18 protein-coding genes are annotated in these 19408 nt (G+C 72.3%); 8 read left to right on the top strand and 10 right to left on the bottom strand.

The features are described 5' to 3' along the window. Window positions 1-7: 7 nt before the first annotated feature. Complete coding sequence (locus C1N81_RS25920; protein WP_394432972.1) at window positions 8-1837, top strand: DUF7927 domain-containing protein; 1830 nt, start codon at window positions 8-10, stop codon at window positions 1835-1837. 29 nt (window positions 1838-1866) lie between these two features. Beyond that, a complete protein-coding gene (locus C1N81_RS25915; RefSeq protein ID WP_394432970.1) occupies window positions 1867-3264 on the top strand; it encodes an alpha,alpha-trehalose-phosphate synthase (UDP-forming) in 1398 nt (465 codons plus the stop codon). A 355-nt stretch (window positions 3265-3619) separates the two neighbouring features. On the opposite strand, the gene otsB is transcribed toward C1N81_RS25915, so the two are convergent. From otsB to C1N81_RS25900, 3 genes are read right to left on the bottom strand one after another with little or no spacing between them, the layout of a single operon-like run. Continuing rightward, window positions 3620-4471, bottom strand: a complete 852-nt coding sequence (gene otsB / locus C1N81_RS25910) for a trehalose-phosphatase (RefSeq protein ID WP_394432968.1) — start codon at window positions 4469-4471, stop codon at window positions 3620-3622. A 58-nt stretch (window positions 4472-4529) separates the two neighbouring features. Then, window positions 4530-4775, bottom strand: coding sequence for a DUF3263 domain-containing protein (locus C1N81_RS25905; protein WP_394432966.1), 246 nt, complete (start codon window positions 4773-4775; stop codon window positions 4530-4532). A gap of 10 nt (window positions 4776-4785) precedes the next feature. Further along, entirely contained in the window at window positions 4786-6048 is a 1263-nt protein-coding gene (locus C1N81_RS25900) for an ABC transporter substrate-binding protein (RefSeq protein ID WP_394432964.1), read from the bottom strand. Window positions 6049-6234: 186 nt separating this feature from the next. On the opposite strand from C1N81_RS25900, the gene C1N81_RS25895 reads away from it, so the two are divergent. The 3 genes from C1N81_RS25895 to C1N81_RS25885 all read left to right on the top strand — a co-directional run bounded on the left by C1N81_RS25895 (window position 6235) and on the right by C1N81_RS25885 (window position 9397). After that, on the top strand, window positions 6235-7185 hold the full coding sequence (locus C1N81_RS25895; RefSeq protein WP_394432962.1) for an ROK family protein: 951 nt from the start codon (window positions 6235-6237) through the stop codon (window positions 7183-7185). Then, complete coding sequence (gene nagA / locus C1N81_RS25890; RefSeq protein ID WP_394432960.1) at window positions 7185-8330, top strand: N-acetylglucosamine-6-phosphate deacetylase; 1146 nt, start codon at window positions 7185-7187, stop codon at window positions 8328-8330. Before C1N81_RS25895 ends, nagA begins: the two co-directional genes overlap by 1 nt. A gap of 137 nt (window positions 8331-8467) precedes the next feature. After that, on the top strand, window positions 8468-9397 hold the full coding sequence (locus C1N81_RS25885) for a 1-phosphofructokinase family hexose kinase (RefSeq protein ID WP_394432958.1): 930 nt from the start codon (window positions 8468-8470) through the stop codon (window positions 9395-9397). 51 nt (window positions 9398-9448) lie between these two features. Here the strand turns inward: C1N81_RS25885 and C1N81_RS25880 are convergent, their stop codons facing one another. Further along, window positions 9449-10420, bottom strand: coding sequence for a carbohydrate-binding protein (locus C1N81_RS25880; RefSeq protein WP_394432956.1), 972 nt, complete (start codon window positions 10418-10420; stop codon window positions 9449-9451). Window positions 10421-10540: 120 nt separating this feature from the next. Beyond that, complete coding sequence (gene cdgB / locus C1N81_RS25875) at window positions 10541-12247, bottom strand: diguanylate cyclase CdgB (RefSeq protein ID WP_394432954.1); 1707 nt, start codon at window positions 12245-12247, stop codon at window positions 10541-10543. Window positions 12248-12659: 412 nt separating this feature from the next. Here cdgB and C1N81_RS25870 point away from each other — a divergent pair, with 412 nt between their 5' ends. Continuing rightward, a complete protein-coding gene (locus C1N81_RS25870; protein ID WP_394432952.1) occupies window positions 12660-13169 on the top strand; it encodes a flavin reductase family protein in 510 nt (169 codons plus the stop codon). Between the two features lie 240 nt (window positions 13170-13409). Here the strand turns inward: C1N81_RS25870 and arfB are convergent, their stop codons facing one another. After that, window positions 13410-13835 carry an alternative ribosome rescue aminoacyl-tRNA hydrolase ArfB gene (gene arfB / locus C1N81_RS25865; RefSeq protein ID WP_394432950.1) on the bottom strand — a complete coding sequence of 142 codons (426 nt, stop codon included), beginning with the start codon at window positions 13833-13835 and terminating at the stop codon, window positions 13410-13412. Window positions 13836-14031: 196 nt separating this feature from the next. Between arfB and C1N81_RS25860 the strand changes: the two genes are divergently transcribed. Next, entirely contained in the window at window positions 14032-14607 is a 576-nt protein-coding gene (locus C1N81_RS25860) for a TerD family protein (protein WP_394432948.1), read from the top strand. Between the two features lie 70 nt (window positions 14608-14677). Here C1N81_RS25860 and C1N81_RS25855 read toward each other — a convergent pair whose 3' ends face one another. Further along, window positions 14678-15286, bottom strand: a complete 609-nt coding sequence (locus tag C1N81_RS25855) for a LysE family transporter (RefSeq protein WP_394432946.1) — start codon at window positions 15284-15286, stop codon at window positions 14678-14680. A 170-nt stretch (window positions 15287-15456) separates the two neighbouring features. Here C1N81_RS25855 and C1N81_RS25850 point away from each other — a divergent pair, with 170 nt between their 5' ends. Further along, window positions 15457-15984 (top strand): GNAT family N-acetyltransferase, encoded by a 528-nt coding sequence (locus C1N81_RS25850; RefSeq protein ID WP_394432944.1) that lies wholly within the window; start codon window positions 15457-15459, stop codon window positions 15982-15984. Window positions 15985-16020: 36 nt separating this feature from the next. Here the strand turns inward: C1N81_RS25850 and C1N81_RS25845 are convergent, their stop codons facing one another. The 3 genes from C1N81_RS25845 to C1N81_RS25835 are packed head-to-tail and all read right to left on the bottom strand — an operon-like array spanning window position 16021 to window position 19380. Continuing rightward, window positions 16021-17484, bottom strand: a complete 1464-nt coding sequence (locus C1N81_RS25845; protein ID WP_394438227.1) for a M1 family metallopeptidase — start codon at window positions 17482-17484, stop codon at window positions 16021-16023. 37 nt (window positions 17485-17521) lie between these two features. Then, the gene (locus C1N81_RS25840) at window positions 17522-18784 is read right to left on the bottom strand and encodes a hypothetical protein (protein WP_394432942.1); all 1263 of its coding nucleotides are present in this window, start codon (window positions 18782-18784) and stop codon (window positions 17522-17524) included. Then, window positions 18781-19380 (bottom strand): ankyrin repeat domain-containing protein, encoded by a 600-nt coding sequence (locus tag C1N81_RS25835; protein WP_394432940.1) that lies wholly within the window; start codon window positions 19378-19380, stop codon window positions 18781-18783. Before C1N81_RS25835 ends, C1N81_RS25840 begins: the two co-directional genes overlap by 4 nt. Window positions 19381-19408: the final 28 nt, after the last annotated feature.

Here is a 19408-nt window from a genome sequence, read left to right as displayed (position 1 = left end):
CCCACTTATGTGGCTCAGACTTTCCCAGGGCGGTTCCCGGGGCATGGCGGCGCTCACCGCGACGGCGACCGTGGCGGCGACCGTGGCGGCGGCGACGCTGATCACCGCCGCCGCCCCCGCGTCCGCCGTCGTCGTGGACCCCTTCGCCAAGCGCTACGAGGAAGCCCTCTACGGTGACTTCCTGACGCTCGGCAACACCGTGATGCAGTGCCCCTCCGGGCCCGCCAAAGCCGCCCAGCGCTGTGCGAACGCGCAGGCCGGGCGGTCCGCCGAGAACAACAACCAGTTCGCCATGGAGTACACCGACCGGGCCGGACTCGGCACCGCCGTCCGCAACTCCTCCACCGGCAAGGTGACCGTCCCGCCCGGCGCCACAGTCGCCTACGCCCGCCTCTTCTGGGGCGGCAACGATGGCACGTACAAGCTCGGCCGCAACCAGATCCGGCGCTGCGACACCGCGGGCCCCGCCACCTCCCCGGCCGGGAACCCGCTCACCCAGCGGCCCGTGGTGCGGGTCGACGGCGGCGCCGAGACCCGGGTCGCCGTACGCGACGCGGTACGCACCCCGGCCGCGGTCGGCGGGCCGCACTACTACACGGCCGAGTCCGACGTGACGTCCCTGTTCACGGGCGCCGCCACCGGCACGGAGATCCCCGTCGCGGTCGGCGACGTATGGGCGCCCACGGGCAAGGGCTGCGTCGGCGGCTGGTCCCTGACCGTCGTCTACAAGTACGACTCCCCGAACGCCGAGCACGCGCCCACCCGCCGCAACGTCTACGTCTACGGCGGCCACGTCGTCCAGCAGTCCAAGGACCCGGACACCACCATCACCATCGACGACTTCTACCGGGCGGGCGGCGGCGACGTCCGCGCCGGCGTCACCGCGTACGAGGGTGACGCGAACGTGGCCGGGGACCAGTTCCTCGTCAACGGCCGGCAGATCGCCGACCCGGACGGCGGCGGCCGGGCCAACTTCTTCGACAGCCGCGCCGAAGGCGCCCTCGACCCCGGCGACCGCAACAACTTCAGCATCGACGCCAAGGAAGCCGTCATCCCGTCCGCCGCACTGCCGCCGGGCGCCACCTCCGCGGAGCTGACCTTCCGCACCAAGGGCGACACCTACGTGCCCTCCGCGCTCGCCTTCTCCGTGCCGGTCCCCGACCTGGAGGTCAAGAAGACCGCCGCGCCGCAGAAGGTCTCCCCCGGCGGCAAGGTCACCTACACGATCACCGCCAAGAACATCGGCGAGGTCGACTACCCGGGCGCCAAACTCAGCGACGACCTCACCGACGTCCTGGACGACGCCTCCTACGACGGCGACGCGAAAGCGTCCCTGGGCCGCGTCACCTACGCCGCACCGAAGCTGAGCTGGCGCGGGGACGTGCCCGCCGGCAGGACCGCGAAGATCACATACAGCGTCACGCTGCACGACCCGCTCGACGGCGACGGCAAACTGACCAACAACGTCACCGCCGACACCCCGCGCACCAACTGTGAGAACGGCTCGACCGACCCGAACTGCGGGGCGACGCCCGTGGTGCGCAAGGCGCCGGGGGCGCCGGGGTCGGACCCGGGCCGCCCGTCGGCCCGGCCGACCTCATCCGCGCCCTCGCCCTCGTCCCCGTCCCCGTCCCCACACCCGTCCTCGTCCGGGCCCTCCTCCCCCGCGCCCGGACGGCAGCAGGCGCGGCCCGCACCCTCCGCCTCCCCCGGCGGTGCGCTCGCCGCCACCGGCTCCGACCACCCCCGCCTGTGGCTCTACGGCGGCCTCGCCGTCTCCCTGTGCGGACTCGGCGCCCTCGCCCTCGCGGCGGCACGCAGCCGTCGGCGCGTTTGAACCCTCCCCGACCGGGCTAGCGTGCCCCTATGGCTTCCACGCAAGGTGCTGCTGAGGTTCTCGTCGCGTCCAACCGCGGCCCCGTCTCCTACGTCCTGACCGACGGGGACGACGGGGCCGGCGGGACCGGGATCGAGGCGAAACGCGGCGGCGGCGGACTCGTCTCCGCGCTCAGCGTCGTCGAGGACAAACTGTGGGTCTGCTCGGCCCTCACCGACGGCGACCGGGAAGCCGTGCGGCGCGGCGTTTCCGAACCCGGCGTGCGCATGTTGGACATCGACGCGGAGGTCCACGCGGACGCGTACAACGGCGTCGCCAACTCCGTCCTGTGGTTCGTGCACCACATGCTCTACCAGACACCTCTGGAGCCGTCGTTCGGCCCGGAGTTCCGCCGCCAGTGGGCCTCCTACGAGGCCTACAACCGGGCCTTCGCCGAAGCCCTCGCCGAAGAAGCCGCGCCCGGCGCCACCGTCGTCGTCCAGGACTACCACCTCACCCTCGTCCCCGGGATGCTCCGCGAACTCCGCGACGACCTGCGCATCGGGCACTTCTCCCACACGCCCTGGGCCCCCGTCGACTACTTCCGGATGCTCCCCGACGACATCGCCGAACAGATCCTCCAAGGCATGCTCGGCGCGGACCGGCTCGGCTTCCTGACCCGCCGCTGGGCAGACGCCTTCACCGACTGCGCTACGCGCATCCTCGGCGGCACGTCCGGCACCCGGATCGGGGTCCACGGGCTCGGCGCCGACGCGGACTTCCTCCGGGAGCGGGCCGGACGCCCCGACGTGGACGAGCGGCTCGCGGCGCTGCGGGAACAGGTGGGCGCGGACCGCAAGGTCATTGTCCGGGTGGACCGCACCGAGCTGTCCAAGAACATCGTGCGGGGCCTGCGGGCGTACGAGCTTCTGCTGGAGACCCGGCCGGAGTTGCACGAGAAGGTCGTCCACGTCGCCTTCGCCTACCCCTCGCGGCAGGACCTCGCCGTGTACCGCGACTACACCGCCGAGGTGTCGCGGGTCGCGGAAACCATCAACGCGCGGTTCGGCACGGCCGGCTGGACGCCCGTCGTCCTCCACGTCAAGGACGACTTCGCGCGGTCGCTGGCCGCGTACCGGCTGGCGGACGTCGCCCTGGTCAACCCCATCCGCGACGGCATGAACCTCGTCGCGAAGGAGATTCCTGTCGTGTCCGAGGACGGGTGCGTGCTCGTGCTCTCGCGGGAGGCCGGGGCGTACGAGGAGCTGGGCGATGACGCGCTCGTCGTCAACCCGTACGACGTGTCCGGGACGTGTGAGGTGCTGGCCGCGGCGCTCGCGATGTCCTCGGAGGAACGGGCGGAACGCACGAAACGCTTGGCTGCCGCCGGGACCGCGCTGCCCCCCGGGGCCTGGTTCCTGGACCAGCTGTCGGCCCTGCGGGACTGAGCCCCGGCCCGTCCTGCACCTGCGGCCCGGCGGGGGCTGGTCGCGCAGTTCCCCGCGCCCCTGAGACGCGCACTTCGTGCGCCATCCCGCGGATCGTTCGAGCGCGGCTCTCGTCGTGGTTGCTCGCGCAGTTCCCCGCGCCCCTGAGATGCGCACTTCGTGCGCCATCTCATGGGGCGCGTTTCCGGGCCCTGGGGAAGGCGCGGCGAAGCCGCTGGCCTTCAGGGGCGCGGGGAACTGCGCGAGCAACCACGACGGCGCGGCACGTCAGAGCTGGGGAATGCAGCACGAAGTGCCCATTCCAGGGGCGCGGGGAACTGCGCGGCCAGCCACGGCGAGAGCCGCGGGCGGGCGGTCAGTGCGCTACTTGCCGGGCCAGTTTCGCCAGGAGGGCCGCCACCTCGGCCGGGCCGGGGACCACGAGGTCCGCTCGGTCGGCCAGGTCGGGGACCTCCGCGCTGCCGCTGCAGACCAGGACCCCCGGGACCCCGTCCAGGCGGAGTTTCTCGACCGCGGCGAACGCGGGAAGGTCGCCGAGGTCGTCCCCGGCGTAGAGCACCGCTTCCGCGCCCACCTCACGGACGTACTCCGTAAGAGCCACCCCCTTGTCGACCCCCGGCGGGCGAAGCTCCAGGACCATGCGGCCCGGCTCGACGACCAGACCGTGGCGTGCGGCCAGCGCGGTGAGAGGGGCGCGGAGTGCCTCGAAGGCACCCTGCGGATCCGCCGCCCGCCGCGTGTGGACGGCGACCGCCCGCCCCTTCTCCTCGACGTACGTGTCGTGCCAGAGCCCGAACTCGTTCAGGACTCCGGGGAGTTCGGAGCGGACCGCGGCGACCCCCGGATGCGGCGCGGGCGCCCGCACGGTCCCGGTCACCGCGTCCCAGCGCTCCGCGCCGTAGTGCCCGAGGACCACCAGGTGCTCAAGCCCGGGCACCCCCGCGAACCCCCCGTGGCGGACAGCCACCCCCGCGGGCCGCCCGGTGATGACGGCGACGGAGGCCACGTGGGGCGCGAGTGCCGCGAGCGCGGGGACGGCGTCGGGGTGGGCGCGGGCCTGCTCGGGGTCGGCGACGATGGGCGCCAGCGTCCCGTCGAAGTCGACGGCGATGACGCTTCGCGCGGGCCGGGCGACGACGGCGGCGAGGCCGTCACGCCCGGCGGCGGTGGTGGGGGTCGGGAGGTCGTCCAGGTGATGGCTGCCCATGCGTGGGACTTTATCCGCCCGGGGGCCTGGGTAATCAGGCTGAAGGCCCCCGGAGGGCTCAGCGTTCGCGCCGCCGGCTCTCCCGTACCCGGCGCAGCCTGTTCACCGTGACCGGTGCCAGTTCGAGCGCCCGCGGATCGTCGAGGAGCGCGTTGAGGAGCTGGTAATAGCGGACGGGCGCGAGGTCCAGTTCTTCGCGGATCGCGCGCTCCTTCGCGCCGGGTGTCTCCCAGCCGCGCCCCTCGAAGGCGAGCACCGCCCGCTCACGTGCGCCGAGGGGGTGCGGGGAGCCGGGTGCGTCCATGCCCGTCACGCTACTCGGCGGCTTCCGCGGCCGCCGCCTGGTTCTGGAGCCGGCCGAGGACCGCGCCCGCGCTGTTGTTGGGGGAGACGGCGGAGCCGATCTGGTCCTTGACGTCGGCGCTGACGGACGCCCAGGACGTCTTGCCGACGGGGTAGATCTCGGCGTTGGTGAGGCTTTCGAGGAACGGCCAGAGCTTCTTGTCCTGGTCGGCGGAGGCCATGGCCTCGGAGGCGCTGTTGGTGACGGGCAGCAGGTCGTACTCGCGGGAGAAGTCGAGGACGTTCTTCTTGCTGTAGACGTAGTTGAGGAAGTCGCCGACCTCCTTGCGGTGCCCGTTCTGCTTGAACGCCATCATCCAGTCGGCGACGCCCATGGTGGACTCGGCCTGCCCGTCAGGTCCCGGCAGCGGCACGGTGCCGTAGTCGACGCCCTGCTTGGCGGCCATCCGCATCAGGGTGGGGTGGCCGTTGAGCATGCCGACCTCGCCCTTGGCGAACGCGGCGAAGGCGCCGGCCCGGTTGAGTTCGCCGGGTGCGGTGGGTCCGGTGAGGCCCTTGCCGACGAGGTCGTTCTTCAGCCAGTCGAACGTGGCGACGTTCTGCTTGGAGTCGATGGTGTACGACCCGACGTCGTCGGTGTAGCCGTCGCCGCCGCTCAGCATCCAGATCATGGTCTCGGCCTGGGCCTCCTCGCGGCCGAGGGGCAGCGCGTAGGGGTACTTCACGCCGTCCGCCTTGAGCGCCTTGGCGTCGGCCTCGAGGTCGGCCCAGGTGGTGGGCGGGGTGATGCCCGCGTCCTTGAAGAGCTTCTTGTTGTAGAAGAGGAGGCGCGTGGAGGAGGCGAACGGCATGCCGTACTGGACGCGGTCGACCTTGCCGGCTTCGGCGAGCTGGGGCAGGTAGTCGGCCTGCGTGGGCACGTTGAGCAGATCGCTGACGGGGTAGAGCTTGCCGTCGGCGGCGTAGTCGGCGTAGGCGCCTATTTGTGCCAGGTCGGGGGCGTGGCCCTCGTCGACCATGGTCTTGACCTTGGCGTCGACGTCGTTCCAGGAGTAGACGTCGACGTCGACCTTGGTGTTCGGGTGGTCCTTCTCGTAGGCGGCGGCCAGCTTGTCCCAGTACTTCTGGCTGCTGTTGTCCGCGGAGTCGCCGTAGTCGGCGGCGACGAGCTTCAGGGTGACGTCGCCGGAGTCGGAGCCGCCGCAGGCGGTGAGCGCGCCCGCCATACCCAGAGCGACCACTGCCGCCGTCAGACCGGTGATGTACCGCTGCACCGCTGTTCCCACCCTCGTATGTGTGTCACGTGTGTGATCTCGTACGTTGCGACGCCGGGGGTCGCCCGGGGTCGGACACTAAGGTCTACACCACCCTGCGTCCGGGTCGGAAAACAGGGCCGACCGCACGCAAGATCGTGCGAATGGACTAGACCTCTCAAGGGTGTTCGCGCGACACTGTGCCCCGTGGAACATGTCATCGCCCTGGACGTGGGCGGCACCGGGATGAAAGCCGCCCTGGTCGGGGCGGACGGCACGCTGCTGCACCAGGCGCGCCGGGCGACCATGCGCGAGCGTGGGCCCGACGCGGTGGTCGAGTCGATCCTCGGCTTCGCCGCCGACCTGCGCGCGTACGGCGAGAAGCACTTCGGTGAGCCCGCCCTCGCCGCCGGTGTCGCCGTACCGGGCGTCGTCGACGAGAGCGGCGGCATCGCCGTCTTCGCCGCCAACCTGGGCTGGCGGGACGTGCCGATGCGGGCCCTGCTGAGCGAACGGCTCGGCGCGATCCCCGTCGCCCTCGGCCATGACGTGCGCACGGGCGGGCTCGGCGAGGGCCGCCTCGGCGCGGGCAAGGACGCCGACCGCTTCCTGTTCATGCCGCTGGGCACCGGGATCGCCGGGGCCATCGGCATCGAGGGCCGCATCGAGCCGGGCGCGCACGGTTCGGCCGGGGAGATCGGCCATGTGGTCGTACGCCCTGGCGGCGTGCCCTGCGGCTGCGGCCAGCGCGGCTGCCTGGAGCGGTACGCGTCCGCGTCCGCCGTCACCCTGGCCTGGCAGGCGGCGAGCGGCGACGAGGAGGCCACGGCGGCGGACTGCGCCCGTGCCGTCGACGGCGGGGACCCGATGGCCGTCAAGGTGTGGCAGGACGCCGTGGACGCGCTCGCCGACGGACTCGTCATGGCGCTCACTCTCCTGGACCCCCGCACCATGATCATCGGTGGCGGTCTCGCCGAGGCCGGGGAAACGTTGTTCACGCCCCTGCGGGCGGCGGTCGCGGAGCGCGTGACGTTCCAGGCCCTGCCCACGATCGTCCCGGCCGTCCTCGGGGACACCGCCGGCTGCCTGGGCGCGGGTCTGCTCGCCTGGGACCTGCTCCAGAACCCATCCACCGATAGCGCGGAGGTAACCGCCTGATGGCCACAGCAAAGGTGCTCGCCGGTGCCCGGGTGGTACTGCCCACCGGGACCGTCACCGACGGACGCGTCATCGTCGACGGCAAGAGGATTGTGGGGAGCGCTCCCGCCGACGCCGAGCGCGTCGATCTCTCCGGCCACTGGGTGGTGCCCGGCTTCGTCGACATGCACAACCACGGCGGGGGCGGCGCGTCCTTCACCTCCGGCACCGTCGAGGAGATCCTCAAGGGCGTCCACACCCACCGCCTGCACGGCACGACGACGGTCGTCACCTCGTTCGTGACCGGCGAGAGCGACTTCCTCGTCCAGCGCGCGGGCCTGCTCTCGGAGCTGGCCGAGCAGGGCGAGATCGCGGGCATCCACTTCGAGGGCCCGTTCATCTCCCCGTGCCGCAAGGGCGCCCACGACGAGACGCTGCTGCGCGACCCCGACCCGGCCGAGGTCCGCAAGCTGATCGACGCCGCGCGCGGCAAGGCCAAGATGGTCACCCTCGCCACCGAACTGCCCGGCGGCCTCGACTCCGTACGCCTCCTGGCCGAACAGGGCGTGATCGCCGCGATCGGCCACACCGACGCCACGTACGAGCAGACGGTCGAGGCCATCGACGCGGGCGCCACCGTCGCCACCCACCTCTTCAACGCGATGCCCGCGCTCGGCCACCGCGCGCCGGGCCCGATCGCGGCGCTCCTGGAGGACGAGCGGATCACCGTCGAGCTGATCGACGACGGCACGCATCTGCACCCGGCCGCCCTGGAGCTGGCCTTCCACCACAAGGGCGGCGAGCGCGTCGCGTTCATCACCGACGCGATGGACGCGGCGGGCTTCGGCGACGGCCGCTACATGCTCGGCCCGATGGAGGTCGAGGTGAAGGACAGCGTGGCGCGGCTCGTCGAGGGCGGCTCCATCGCGGGCTCGACCCTGACCCTGGACCGTGCCTTCAAGCGCGCCGTGACCATCGACAGGCTCGCGGTCGAGGACGTCGTCCGCGCGATCTCGGCCAACCCCGCCCGGCTCCTCGGCGTCGACGACAAGGTGGGCTCCCTCGAACCCGGAAAGGACGCCGATCTCGTCGTCCTGGACGCCGAGTTCGACCTCAAGGGCGTCATGCGCAAGGGCGAATGGATCGTCGAGCCCCAACTCGGCTAGAACGCGAGGCGGTTGGTCCGCGGACTGGGCCAACCGCCTTGACTTTGGCATGATCAACCCCCGTAACTGAAAGCGACACCGCACGTACGCGTCCCAGTCGCGTTCCCATCGCGTTCTCCGACGGGGGGTGAGGTCCTGTGATCCTCACAGTCACCTTGAACACCGCGCTCGACATCACCTACCGGGTCGACGCCCTGCGCCCGCACGCCTCGCACCGCGTCCGCGAGGTCACCGAACGCCCCGGCGGCAAGGGGCTCAACGTGGCCCGGGTGCTCGCCGCCCTCGGCCATGAGGTGACGGTGACCGGGTTCGCCGGGGGCGCCACGGGACGCACCCTCCAGGACCACCTGCTCGGCGCCGACAGCCTTCGTGATGCCCTGGTCCCCGTCAGCGGTTCGACCCGTCGCACGATCGCGGTGGCCGACGCGGCGACCGGCGACACGACCCAGCTCAACGAGCCGGGCCCGCTGATCTCCCCCGCCGAGTGGACCGCCTTCCAGGAGGCGTACGAGGACCTCCTCGGCTCCGCCTCCGCGGTGGCCCTGTGCGGCAGCCTGCCGCCCGGCGTCCCGGTGAACGCCTACGCGACCCTGGTCCGCGCGGCGCGCTCCGCCTCCGTCCCCGTCCTCCTGGACACCAGCGGCGAACCCCTGCGGCGCGGCATCGCGGCCCGCCCCGACATCGTCAAGCCGAACGCGGACGAGCTGGCCGAGCTGACCGGCTCGCACGAACCGGCGCAGGCCATGAAGGACGCCCGCAGGCGCGGCGCGCACGCCGTGGTCGCCTCGCTCGGCGCGGAGGGGCTGCGCGCGCTCACCCCGGACGGCACCTGGCAGGCGCCCGCCCCGGACCGGCTCAGCGGCAATCCGACGGGCGCGGGCGACTCGGCGGTCGCGGGCCTGATCTCCGGCTGGGTGGAACACCTGCCGTGGCCGCAGCGGCTGGCCCGCGCGGTGGCGCTGTCGGCGGCGACGGTGGTGGCCCCGGTGGCGGGCGAGTTCGACGGCCCGACCTACGAGCGGCTGGTGCGCGAAGTACGCGTGACGGACCAGGCCAGCGCGGCCTGATCCGTCACGGAAGGTACAGCGGAAGGTCCAGCGAGAGGTACAGCGGGGGCGTCAGCTGTTCTGCAGCCACATCTGATCGATGTTGGCGTCGCACTTGTTGCCCTCTTCACAGGAGACGGTGATCGCGTTCGTCCCCTTGGTGAGCTGGACTATCGCCCACGTGTTGGTCCAGCCCTTCTCCCAGTCGCCTTCCTTGGCGTGGGCGAAGTTCGTCATGTTGAGCGGCCGGGTCTGCTTCGTGCCGTTCACATTGATCGTGGCGTCGGAGTCCTTGCCGGGCACGCCGTAGTTCACGTACAGCTTGTACGCGCCGTCCTTCGGGATGTCGTTGACGGTCCAGGTCAGGCTCGCGCCGACCTTGTTGAACCCCGCGACATAGATCCCGCCGGCCGCCTTCGCGCCCTGCACGTCGGACGCCGTGCTGGTGCCGCCGTCCAGCTTCAGCGTCTTCGCGTCGGTCTTCGGCAGGTCCGCCGGCGCCTCGGCCGTGGCCGACTTCGACGGCGTCGCGCTCGGCTCCACCGTCTGCGAGTCGGCGGACGGGGTGCTGCCCGCGTCGTTCTTCTTGTCGTCGTCCGAGCCGTTGCTCAGCATTGCGATGCCGATGCCGATGACCACGGCCGCCACCACGGCGACCGCGCCGATCAGCAGCGCCCTGGTGTTCGGACCGCGACCCCGGCCGCCACCACCGCGCGGGGCCTGCGGCGGCCCCGGCTGCGTGGGCGCGCCGCCACCAGGCAGCGTCTCCGGCGCCTGGTAGTACGCGTTCGGCTGGTTGTAGGCGTTCGGCTGCTGGTACGCGGCGGTCTGCTGTTGCTGCTGTTGCTGCGGCACCTGCTGCTGCCCGTACTGGCGCTCACCGACCGCGCGGACGTGGTGGTGCGAGGAGCGGGTGTGCGGGTAGCCGTAACCGCCCCCACCGCTGGGCGGGGTCGCCCCGGCCGCCTGTCCGTCGGCGTACAGATAGCCGAACGGATCGTCGTCCTCGGGCGTGGTGCTCGCGCCGTTGTTGCCGGGCGCCATCCCTGATCACTCCTCACGCGTTTGCCTACCGGGCGAGCGTACCCGCTGCGGAGACCCCGAAGACGTGGCCTTGACCTCACCGAAACCTGCGAAACAAGCCGTTCTCGCCGGTCAGCCAGGTCAGCCCGCCCTTCGGTGCTGCTTGGCACGTGATCTTTTCTCTATGTACATGCGCTGGTCAGCCGAGCTGAGGACCTCTTCGGCCGTCATGCCGCAGTGGGCCCAGCCGATGCCGAAACTCGCCCCTACCCGCACCGCCCTGCCGTCCACACGGATCGGCGGAATGATGGCGTTCCGCAACCTGACGGCGAGATCCTGCGCGTCCGCCGCGCCGAGCCCGTCGGCGAGGACCACGAACTCGTCACCGCCGAGCCGGGCGACGGTGTCCCCGTCCCGCACCCCGTTGGTCAGCCTGCGGGCCACCTCGATGAGGACGGCGTCGCCCGCGTTGTGCCCGAACCGGTCGTTGATCGACTTGAAGCCGTCGAGGTCGCAGAAGAGGACGGCGAGCCCCTTCGTGCCGTCGTCGACGCCGGTCCCGCTGCCGTCGGGCCCGTCGGGTGACGTCACGTGCACGTGGTGGTCGCCCTCGAACCCGTCGTAGAGGCCGGACTGGTGCGGGACGGCCGGGACGGCGCCGACGGAGCCGTAGTCGAAGTCGTGCCCGTGCGGGCTGTGCGGCCCGTGATCCCCGTAGGCGGCGTCGAGCGAGTCGATCGCGCTCGGCCGGCCCGTCTCCTGCGGACGCTGGCAGAGCCGGGCGGAGAGCCGGGAGCGCAGCTCCGCCGAGTTCGGCAGGCCGGTCAGGGAGTCGTGCGAGGCGCGGTGGGCGAGCTGCAGCTCGCGGCGCTTGCGCTCCTCGATGTCCTCGACGTGGGTGAGCAGGAAGCGGGGCCCGTCGGTGGCGTCGGCGACCACCGAGTTGCGCAGACTGACCCAGACGTACGTGCCGTCGCGCCGCGCCAGCCGCAGCTCGGCCCGGCCGCCCTCGGCCGAGGTGCGAAGGAGGGTGCCTATGTCCTCCGGGTGCACGAGGTCGGCGAAGGAGTAGCGGCGCATGGCGGTGGAGTGCCGGCCCAGGAGGCGGCACAGCGCGTCGTTGGTCCGCAGGATCAGGCCGTGCTGGTCGCCGCCCATCTCCGCGACGGCCATCCCGGAGGGCGCGTACTCGAAGGCCTGCCGGAAGGATTCCTCACTGGCCCGCAGCGCCTGCTGCTCCCGCTCGAGGCGGACGAGGGCGCGCTGCATGTTGGCGCGCAGCCGGGCGTTGCTGATCGCGATGGCGGCCTGGAACGCGTACATCTGGAGCGCCTCGCGACCCCAGGCACCCGGCCTGCGGCCGTTGCGCGGGCGGTCCACGGAGATCACGCCGATCAGCTCGGACCGGGAGCTGCCCGGCGCGTACATCGGGGCGAAAAGGCGGTCGGAGGGGTGCCACTCGTCCTCGAAGCGGGGCGGCGGCCCGTCGGTGAACCACTGCGGCACGTCGTCCTCGTCGAGGACCCAGCCCTCGGTGTACGGGATGAACCGCAGGTCGCCCCACGCCTCGCCCATGCTCAGGCGGCGCTCCCAGGACTCCTTCGAGCCGACCCGGCCCGTGATGAGCGCCTCGGCTGCGGAGTTCCCGGCGAAGGCGGCGACGACCAGGTCACCGTCGGGCCGTACGAGGTTCACGCACGCCAGCTCGTAGCCGAGACCGGTGACGACGCCGTCGGCGACCGTCTGCAAAGTGTCGGCCAGGCTGCGGGCGGTGTTCATGTCCGCCATCACCTGGTGCAGCTGATGCAGGGTCGCAAGACGGACGTAAGGCTCCGACTCGGTCTCCATGCTCAGTTCTCCCCGAGACCTCGACAGCACTCCAGAATTCTGACCGGCTCTCTCCGCGCACGTGCAACAGCACGCTCATCTCGCAGCGTCTCCGCCACTGAATCACAGCGAGCTGCTCACCCGGTACACAGGGTCAACAAAATATGGCACCTGTGACTCAAGTCACAAGGTGTGAACGAGGATTGAGACGGTTACCTGGGGGAACTCTGTGAGTTTGCTTACTTCCGGGCCGCGACGGCCCGGCCCGGTCCTGGGCCGCCCCCGGCCCCCGTCCGCAGCCCTCCCGTCCCCGGGTCCTAGGACTCTTCTCCGCCCTTCTCGGCCATCCGTCCGATGTGGCGCGCCATGGCGCCGGGCTAGCGTCGGAAGCGTGTCGAAGACTTCCCCTGTGACGCCTGTGCATGCTGAAGGCGTGAGCACCGACGATTTCCGCGCCGCCCTGTCCCGTCTCGCCTCCGGGGTCGTCCTGCTGACCGCGCACGAACCACCGCTCGACCCCGACGGGCCCGCCGGGGAGGACGCCGGCATGACGGCCACCGCCTTCATGTCCGTCTCCCTCGACCCGCCGCTCGTCCTCGTCTCCATCCGCAACGGCTCCCGCATGGACGACCTCCTCGACGACCAGCCCCTCTGGGCCGTCTCCCTCCTCACGGAGTCCCAGAGCCACATCGCCGGCCGCTTCGCCATGAAGGGCCGCATCAGCGACCGGCTGCTGTTCGAGGACATCCCGTACGTACGAGGGGCCCATACGGGGGCGCCGCTGGTGGGCGGGGCGCTGGCCACGCTCGAATGCCGGACGGAACGACTGGTGCCCGCGGGTGACCACACCCTGGTGATCGGCCGGGTCCTGAGCGCGGCGCTTCCCAGCGCGGACGGTGGCCCCTTGCTCTATTTCCGCGGCCGGTACCGGAATCTGGGGTAGCCCCTCGGGGCGCGATGCCGAGTGCACGTACGCCGTGGCTGATCGCGCAGTTCCCCGCGCCCCCGGAATGCGCACTGCGTGCGCCATTCCAGGGCGGCTATGGAGCTGCGGCGGAGCCGCATGCTTCAGGGGCGCGGGGAACTGCGCGACCAGCCACGACGCACGTGCACCCGAAAGCGGCGCCAACAAGGCAGACGCCCGGGACGGGGCGGGACCGGTAGGCGGCACCCCCGTGGTCGCCTACCAGTCCCGCCCGGACCGCCCCCGCTTGGTCTCGGCCCGAGCCTTCTTCTCCCGCAACCGCCGCTCATTGATCCCGCGAGGGATCCGCGTGGCCCGCCGAGGCTTGGGCGGCGGCGCACTCGCCTCGGCAAGCAGCGCAGCAAGCCGCACAGCCGCGGTCTCCCGGTTGCGCCACTGCGACCGGTGCTCGGACGCCCGCACGGTCACGACCCCGTCGACGAGGCGGGACGCCAGCCGTTCGAGCGCCCGCGCCTTCCAGACGTCGGGCAGCGCCTTCGTGGCGGCCAGGTCGAACCGCAGCTCCACCTGCGTGTCGCTGGTGTTGACGTGCTGCCCGCCCGGCCCGGACGACCGCGAGAAACGCCATTGGAGCTCGGCCTCCGGAAGGACGACCGAGCCGCGGATTTGATAGGGACCGGACATGTGTCCATGGTCGCGCGCCCGCACGCCCACGTCACCCGGTTTTCGCTCGCGTAGATGCCCGCGTAGATGCCCGCGCCGCTGTGCGGGTAAAGAAAGTAAAGGGAGCTGGAACCTCGGGTACCCGCCCCGCGTTCATAGGGGTACGAGTAGCTTCGGCTACGCAGGTAGGTACGTAAACGAGGGAAGGACTCCCGCAATGGCTGTAAGCCTGTCCAAGGGTGGCAACGTCTCGCTCACCAAGGAGGCTCCGGGCCTGACGGCCGTCACCGTGGGCCTCGGCTGGGACGTCCGCACCACCACGGGCACGGACTTCGACCTCGACGCCTCCGCGATCGCGGTGAACCCGCAGGGCAAGGTCTACTCGGACGGCCACTTCGTCTTCTTCAACAACAAGCAGACGCCGGACCAGTCCATCGTGCACACCGGCGACAACCGCACGGGCGAGGGCGCCGGCGACGACGAGGCGATCAACGTCAACCTGGCGGCGCTCCCCGCCGACGTCGACAAGATCGTCTTCCCGGTCTCGATCTACGACGCGGAGAGCCGCTCGCAGAACTTCGGCCAGGTGCGCAACGCGTACATCCGCATCGTCAACCAGGACGGCGGCACCGAGATCGCCCGCTACGACCTCTCGGAGGACGCGGCGACCGAGACGGCGATGGTCTTCGGCGAGCTGTACCGGAACGGGGCGGAGTGGAAGTTCCGCGCCGTCGGCCAGGGCTACGCCTCGGGCCTGACGGGCATCGCCCAGGACTTCGGCGTCAACGTCTGACGGTCATGAAGTGCGGGCCGGCGGGCCCCGGGTGCGTGCGCCCGGGACCCGCCGGCTCCTCTTTTTCCGGCTACCCCGTCACGACCAGCCGCACCGCGAGCCCCGCGATGAGCGCGCTCGACAGCAGCCCCGTCGCCCGCCGCCCCCGTACGCCGGTCAGCGCACGGCCGAGCAGCGCGCCACCGCCCGCGAGCAGCAGTTGCCAGCTCGCCGACGCGGCGAACGCGGCCACGGTGAAGGCGATCCGCGGCCCCGTCCCGGTGACCGTGTCGCCGCCGCCGAGGACGAGCGCGGCGAAGTAGATCACCGTCATGGGGTTGAGCAGCGTCAGTCCGAGCAGCCCCCAGTAGGCGCGGGCGGCAGCGGGCCGCGGCGCGGGCGAAGGGCGGGCGGCACGGAGCGCCCGTACGGCGCCATGCGCGGCCAGAGCGAGCAGAACCGCCGCCGCGCCCCAGCTCAGCGGCGTCCTGACGGTCCGGATCAGCGGGGCGAGAGCGGCCCCGCCGACGACGGCGGCCAGCGCGTACAGCCCGTCCGCCGTGGCGACGCCGAGGGCGGCACAGGCGCCGGTCCGCAGGTTCGTACGGGCCGTGAGAGAGACCAGGTAGGCCCCGACGGCGCCGACCGGGACGGCGATGCCGTACCCGGCGAGCACCCCCGCGACCAGGGCCGCGCTCACCCGAGGCGCGGGATCGGCCTCCGGCGGCGGACGGCCCGCTGCTGTCGCCGCGCCATGACGGCGACGGCGGACAGCGGACGCGATGCGTGCACGGACAAGGTCATGCCCGAAATGCTGCGTGGCCGCGCGCCGCTCGCGCAAGGCGATAACGGGCTCCCTACGCTCGCCGCATGATCCTCGAACCGCTCGATCCAGGCCCCGACCACGCCCTGCCCGGCGAACTCCTCACCGAGGTCACCGAGGTGTACGCCGCCAACCGCGCGTTCTTCGCCCTCAGCGGCGACTTCCCCGACCCGGACGCCATCACGAGCGCCCAGGTCGCCGTCGCGCTCGCCGACGAACTGGCGGCACCCGGCGCGGAAGTCCTGCTCGCGCGGGCCGGCGGGCGCCTCGTCGGCCTCGCCGTCACGCTCGCGCACCACCCTCGGGCGGCCGAGCGGGACGACCCGGATCCGTGGATCGGCCTGCTGCTGATCGGCGCGGACCGGCAACGGCAGGGTTACGGGCGGGAGTTGGCGACCGCCGTCGAGGACCGGTTCCGGGCGGCGGGACGGACCGGGATCCGGCTCGCCGTGCTCGACGCCAACACCGGGGCGCTCGCCTTCTGGACCGCGCTCGGCTACGAGGAGATCGACCGGCGGCCCGATCTTGAGCGGGGCCGCCCGTGCCGGGTGCTGCGGAAGCGACTCACGCGCTGATCGACGCGTCGGCCGAGGTGCTGATCCACGTCCTGATCAGCGGTGTGCCGGTTTGCCGTCCCCGTACAGCCATTCGTCCCAGACGTCCGCCAGCTCCTTCGCCCGGCCGGGGTTCCGCTTCTCCACGTACGCCGTGAAGGCCGCGGTGTCGGCGTTGCCGTACTGGTGGTCTGCGGCCCAGTCGCGCAGCAGCGAGCGGAACCCGGCGTCGCCGACCGCCTCGCGGATCTTGTGCAGGACCATGGCGCCGCGCTGGTAGACCGGCGGGTCGGAGATCTGCGCGGCGGTGGGCGGGTCGGCGGGCGGGAAGGCCCAGACGGGGTCGGAGCGGGGGCTTTCGTACAGCGCGTCGAAGGTTGCCTGGGCCGTCGGCCCGTCGTGCTCCTCGTCCCAGAGCCATTCCGCGTACGTGGCGAACCCCTCGTTGAGCCACATGTCGCGCCACGACTTCGGCGAGACCGAGTCGCCGTACCACTGGTGCGCCAGCTCGTGGACGAGCGTGCCGAGGTCCGGGGCGCCGGGGAAGACGGGCCGGTTCTGGGTCTCCAGGGCGTACTCGGCGTCGCCCGCGCGGTCGATGATCACGCCGGTGGAGGAGAACGGGTACGCGCCGAACGTCCTCGTCTCCCACGCGAGCACCTCGGGCAGCCGCGCCACGACCTTGGCGCTCGCCTTCGCCTCGTGCGGATCGACGGCGGTGAAAACGGGGAGGGCGGACGAGGAACCGGACCCGCTGCCGGACGGGACCGTGTACGTCCGGGTCGTGAACGCGCCGATCGCCACGGTCGCCAGATAGCTCGCCATGGGCTGCCCGACGTGCCAGGCGAAGGTCGTGCGCCGTCCGTCGGCGGAGGTCCGCTCGCGCCGCAACTCCCCGTTGGATACGGCCTTCAGGCCCTTGGGGACGGTGACCGTGATGTCGTACGTCGCCTTGTCGGAGGGGTGGTGGTTGCCGGGGAACCACGCCATGGAGCCGGTGGGTTCGCCGAGGGCGAGGGCGCCGTCGGCGGTGCGCAGCCAGCCCTCCTTCGAGCCGTCCGGGTCGGTGATCGTGACCGGCTCGCCCGAGTAGCGGACGGTCGTACGGAACGTGGCGCCCTCCCGCAGCTCGTCGCGCGGGCGCACCTTCAGCTCGTGCCCGACCCTGTTGCCCGCCGCGCGCTTCCCGTCGACCGTGACGCCGTCCACCGTCAGCCCTTCGAGGTCGAGGTCGAACGCGCTGAGGGCCTGGCGCGCGGTCGCGGTGATGTCGGCCCTGCCGGTCAGACGGTGCGTGTCCGGATCGTAGGCGAGGGCGAGGGCGTAGTGCGTGACGTCGTAGCCGCCGTTGCCGAGGCGCGGGAAGTACGGGTCGCGGAGCCCGGCGGCGCCCGGGGTGCCGTGGACACCGCCGGAACAGGCGGCCAGGACGACCAGGACGGTCAGGACGACCGGGAGCTGGAGAAGCCGGGCCGGGCCCGGGAGAAAACGGGCCGGGCCCGGGAGGAGACGGGCCGGCATCGGGGGGAGAGCGCGCACCCCGCGATCTTATTGCCCCCTATGTCCCGCTCGGCGGCGGCTGGAGCACCGCGACGCCCAACGGCCGCTCCCCGACCGCCAGTCGGCGCGTGGCCCCGCTGTCGAGGTCGACGACGGTGATGCCGTTCCAGTAGCCGTCCCGCGTGAACCCGCCGGTGACGTAGGCCGTGCGGCCGTCGGCGGACGCCGCGATGTCCTCGTGCGGGCCGTCGAGCGGGATCACCCTCTCCTGGCCGTCGGACGCGCGGACGGTGAGGGACGGGCCCTCGTCCCGCGCGGGGTCGATGGGGCCGGTGCCGACGACGAGGAGCGTCCCAACAGAGGTGGTTGTTGTGCCGTGCTGATGGGTGTTCGCCGTCATCCGGTTGACCGTCGAACGCCCGGTCTCCGGGTCGACGACCACCAGCTTCTCGCCCTCGAAGGGCAGCAGCAGCTTCCCGTCACCGGGCCGCACGGCCGCGTAGTGCGGCTTCAGCCAGGAGCCGAGCCCGCCCTCGGTGCCGTACGGCGCCACCTCGATGCGCCGCGTGTCGGAGAGGTCCCCGGTGTCGACGACGGTGACGTCGAACGAGTCGTGGCCCGTCGCGTACACCTCCGCGCCGTCGCGCGCGACATCGACGTCGAAGGGGCGGCGGCCGACGTCGGCGACGCCCGTGACCTTCAAGGTGCGGGTGTCGATCGCCTCCAGCGTGCCGGAGCCGCCGGGCACGTTGACCCCGACGTAGACGTGTTCGCCGTCCGGGGCGAGGGCGATGCCCATGCCGCCGCCGCGGTACTCGCCCTGCGTGGGCGGGCCGAGATCCCGCTCCTTGGCCGTCTCGTACGGGATCAGCGCGGTCCGCGTACGACGGGCGGTGTCCACGACCGCGACGCCCTCGGCCGTGGCGACCCAGGCGCGCCCGTCGGCACCGACGGCGACCCCGTACGGGGCGGTGCCGACGCGGACGGTGCCGGTGGTCCGCTCGCCGGGGCCGGTCCCGTCCGGGTCGACGAAGGTGACGGTGTCGGAGCCGAAGTCGGTGAGGAGGAGGGCGGCCGGGCGGGCCGAACCCGGCCCGGAAGGCCCGGAAGGCCCGGAAGGCCCGGAAGGCCCGGACGGCCCGGACTTGCCGCCCTCGTCGGCCGGGCCCGGGGTCGCTGCCTTCGAGGCCGAAGGTGTCGGACCGGGGTCCGGGTCCCGGCCCGTGTCGGGGCCCGTCGTCGTAGCGCACCCGGTGAGCACCGCGACCGTCGCGGCCGTCGCGGCCGTCGCGGCCCTCAGCAGCACCGCCGCGCGCCTCACCGTACGGCCCTCAGCAGACCGGCGATCTCCGTGAAGCCGCGCCGTTCGGCGTGGGCGAGGGCCGTGACGCCGTCGTGGTCGGGCAGGCCGGGCGTGGCGCCCGCCGTGATCAGCAGCTCCACGATCTCCTGGTGCGCCCGCCCGCCGTCGCCGAGGATCACGGCTTCGAGCAGGGCGGTCCAGCCGAGACGGTTGACGTGGTCGACGTCGATGTCGGTCTCGCGGAGCACGGCCCGTACGTAGTCGACGTGGCCGCGCTCGGACGCCGGGATGAGGGAGATCCCACCGAACCGATTGACCACCTTCAGGTCCGGGCGGGCGGGCAGCAGGGCCCGCATCATCGCGACGCTGCCGGTGACGCCGGTGACCAGCCACGGGCTGTCGGAGCGGTCGTCCTGGGCGTTCGGATCGGCCCCGGCCGCGACGAGCACCTCCGCGACGGCGACGTGGTCGTGCGCCGACGCCAGCAGCAGGGCGGTGCGGCGGTGCGCGTCGCGGGCCCCGACGTCGGCGCCCGCGGCCAGGGCGGCGCGGACACCGTCGACGTCACCGGAGGCCGCGGCGGTGAGCAGGGCGCGGTGGGCGGAATTGCGCATGAGGAACGGCTCCAGTGCGGGCGTAGGG

The sequence above is a fragment of the Streptomyces sp. SGAir0957 genome (assembly GCF_043523415.1).
Note: the sequence above shows the minus strand (reverse complement) of the source record. Positions and strands in the feature narration are given on the sequence as shown.

What these genes read in the sequence shown, in the direction of transcription:
- C1N81_RS25860 (WP_394432948.1), top strand. Translation starts at nt 14,032, where the DNA reads ATGGCTGTAAGCCTGTCCAAGGGTGGCAACGTCTCGCTCACCAAGGAG.
- arfB (WP_394432950.1), bottom strand. Translation starts at nt 13,835, where the DNA reads ATGTCCGGTCCCTATCAAATCCGCGGCTCGGTCGTCCTTCCGGAGGCC.
- C1N81_RS25920 (WP_394432972.1), top strand. Translation starts at nt 8, where the DNA reads ATGTGGCTCAGACTTTCCCAGGGCGGTTCCCGGGGCATGGCGGCGCTC.
- C1N81_RS25835 (WP_394432940.1), bottom strand. Translation starts at nt 19,380, where the DNA reads ATGCGCAATTCCGCCCACCGCGCCCTGCTCACCGCCGCGGCCTCCGGT.
- C1N81_RS25905 (WP_394432966.1), bottom strand. Translation starts at nt 4,775, where the DNA reads ATGGACGCACCCGGCTCCCCGCACCCCCTCGGCGCACGTGAGCGGGCG.
- C1N81_RS25845 (WP_394438227.1), bottom strand. Translation starts at nt 17,484, where the DNA reads ATGCCGGCCCGTCTCCTCCCGGGCCCGGCCCGTTTTCTCCCGGGCCCG.
- C1N81_RS25915 (WP_394432970.1), top strand. Translation starts at nt 1,867, where the DNA reads ATGGCTTCCACGCAAGGTGCTGCTGAGGTTCTCGTCGCGTCCAACCGC.
- C1N81_RS25850 (WP_394432944.1), top strand. Translation starts at nt 15,457, where the DNA reads ATGATCCTCGAACCGCTCGATCCAGGCCCCGACCACGCCCTGCCCGGC.
- cdgB (WP_394432954.1), bottom strand. Translation starts at nt 12,247, where the DNA reads ATGGAGACCGAGTCGGAGCCTTACGTCCGTCTTGCGACCCTGCATCAG.
- C1N81_RS25880 (WP_394432956.1), bottom strand. Translation starts at nt 10,420, where the DNA reads ATGGCGCCCGGCAACAACGGCGCGAGCACCACGCCCGAGGACGACGAT.
- nagA (WP_394432960.1), top strand. Translation starts at nt 7,185, where the DNA reads ATGGCCACAGCAAAGGTGCTCGCCGGTGCCCGGGTGGTACTGCCCACC.
- otsB (WP_394432968.1), bottom strand. Translation starts at nt 4,471, where the DNA reads ATGGGCAGCCATCACCTGGACGACCTCCCGACCCCCACCACCGCCGCC.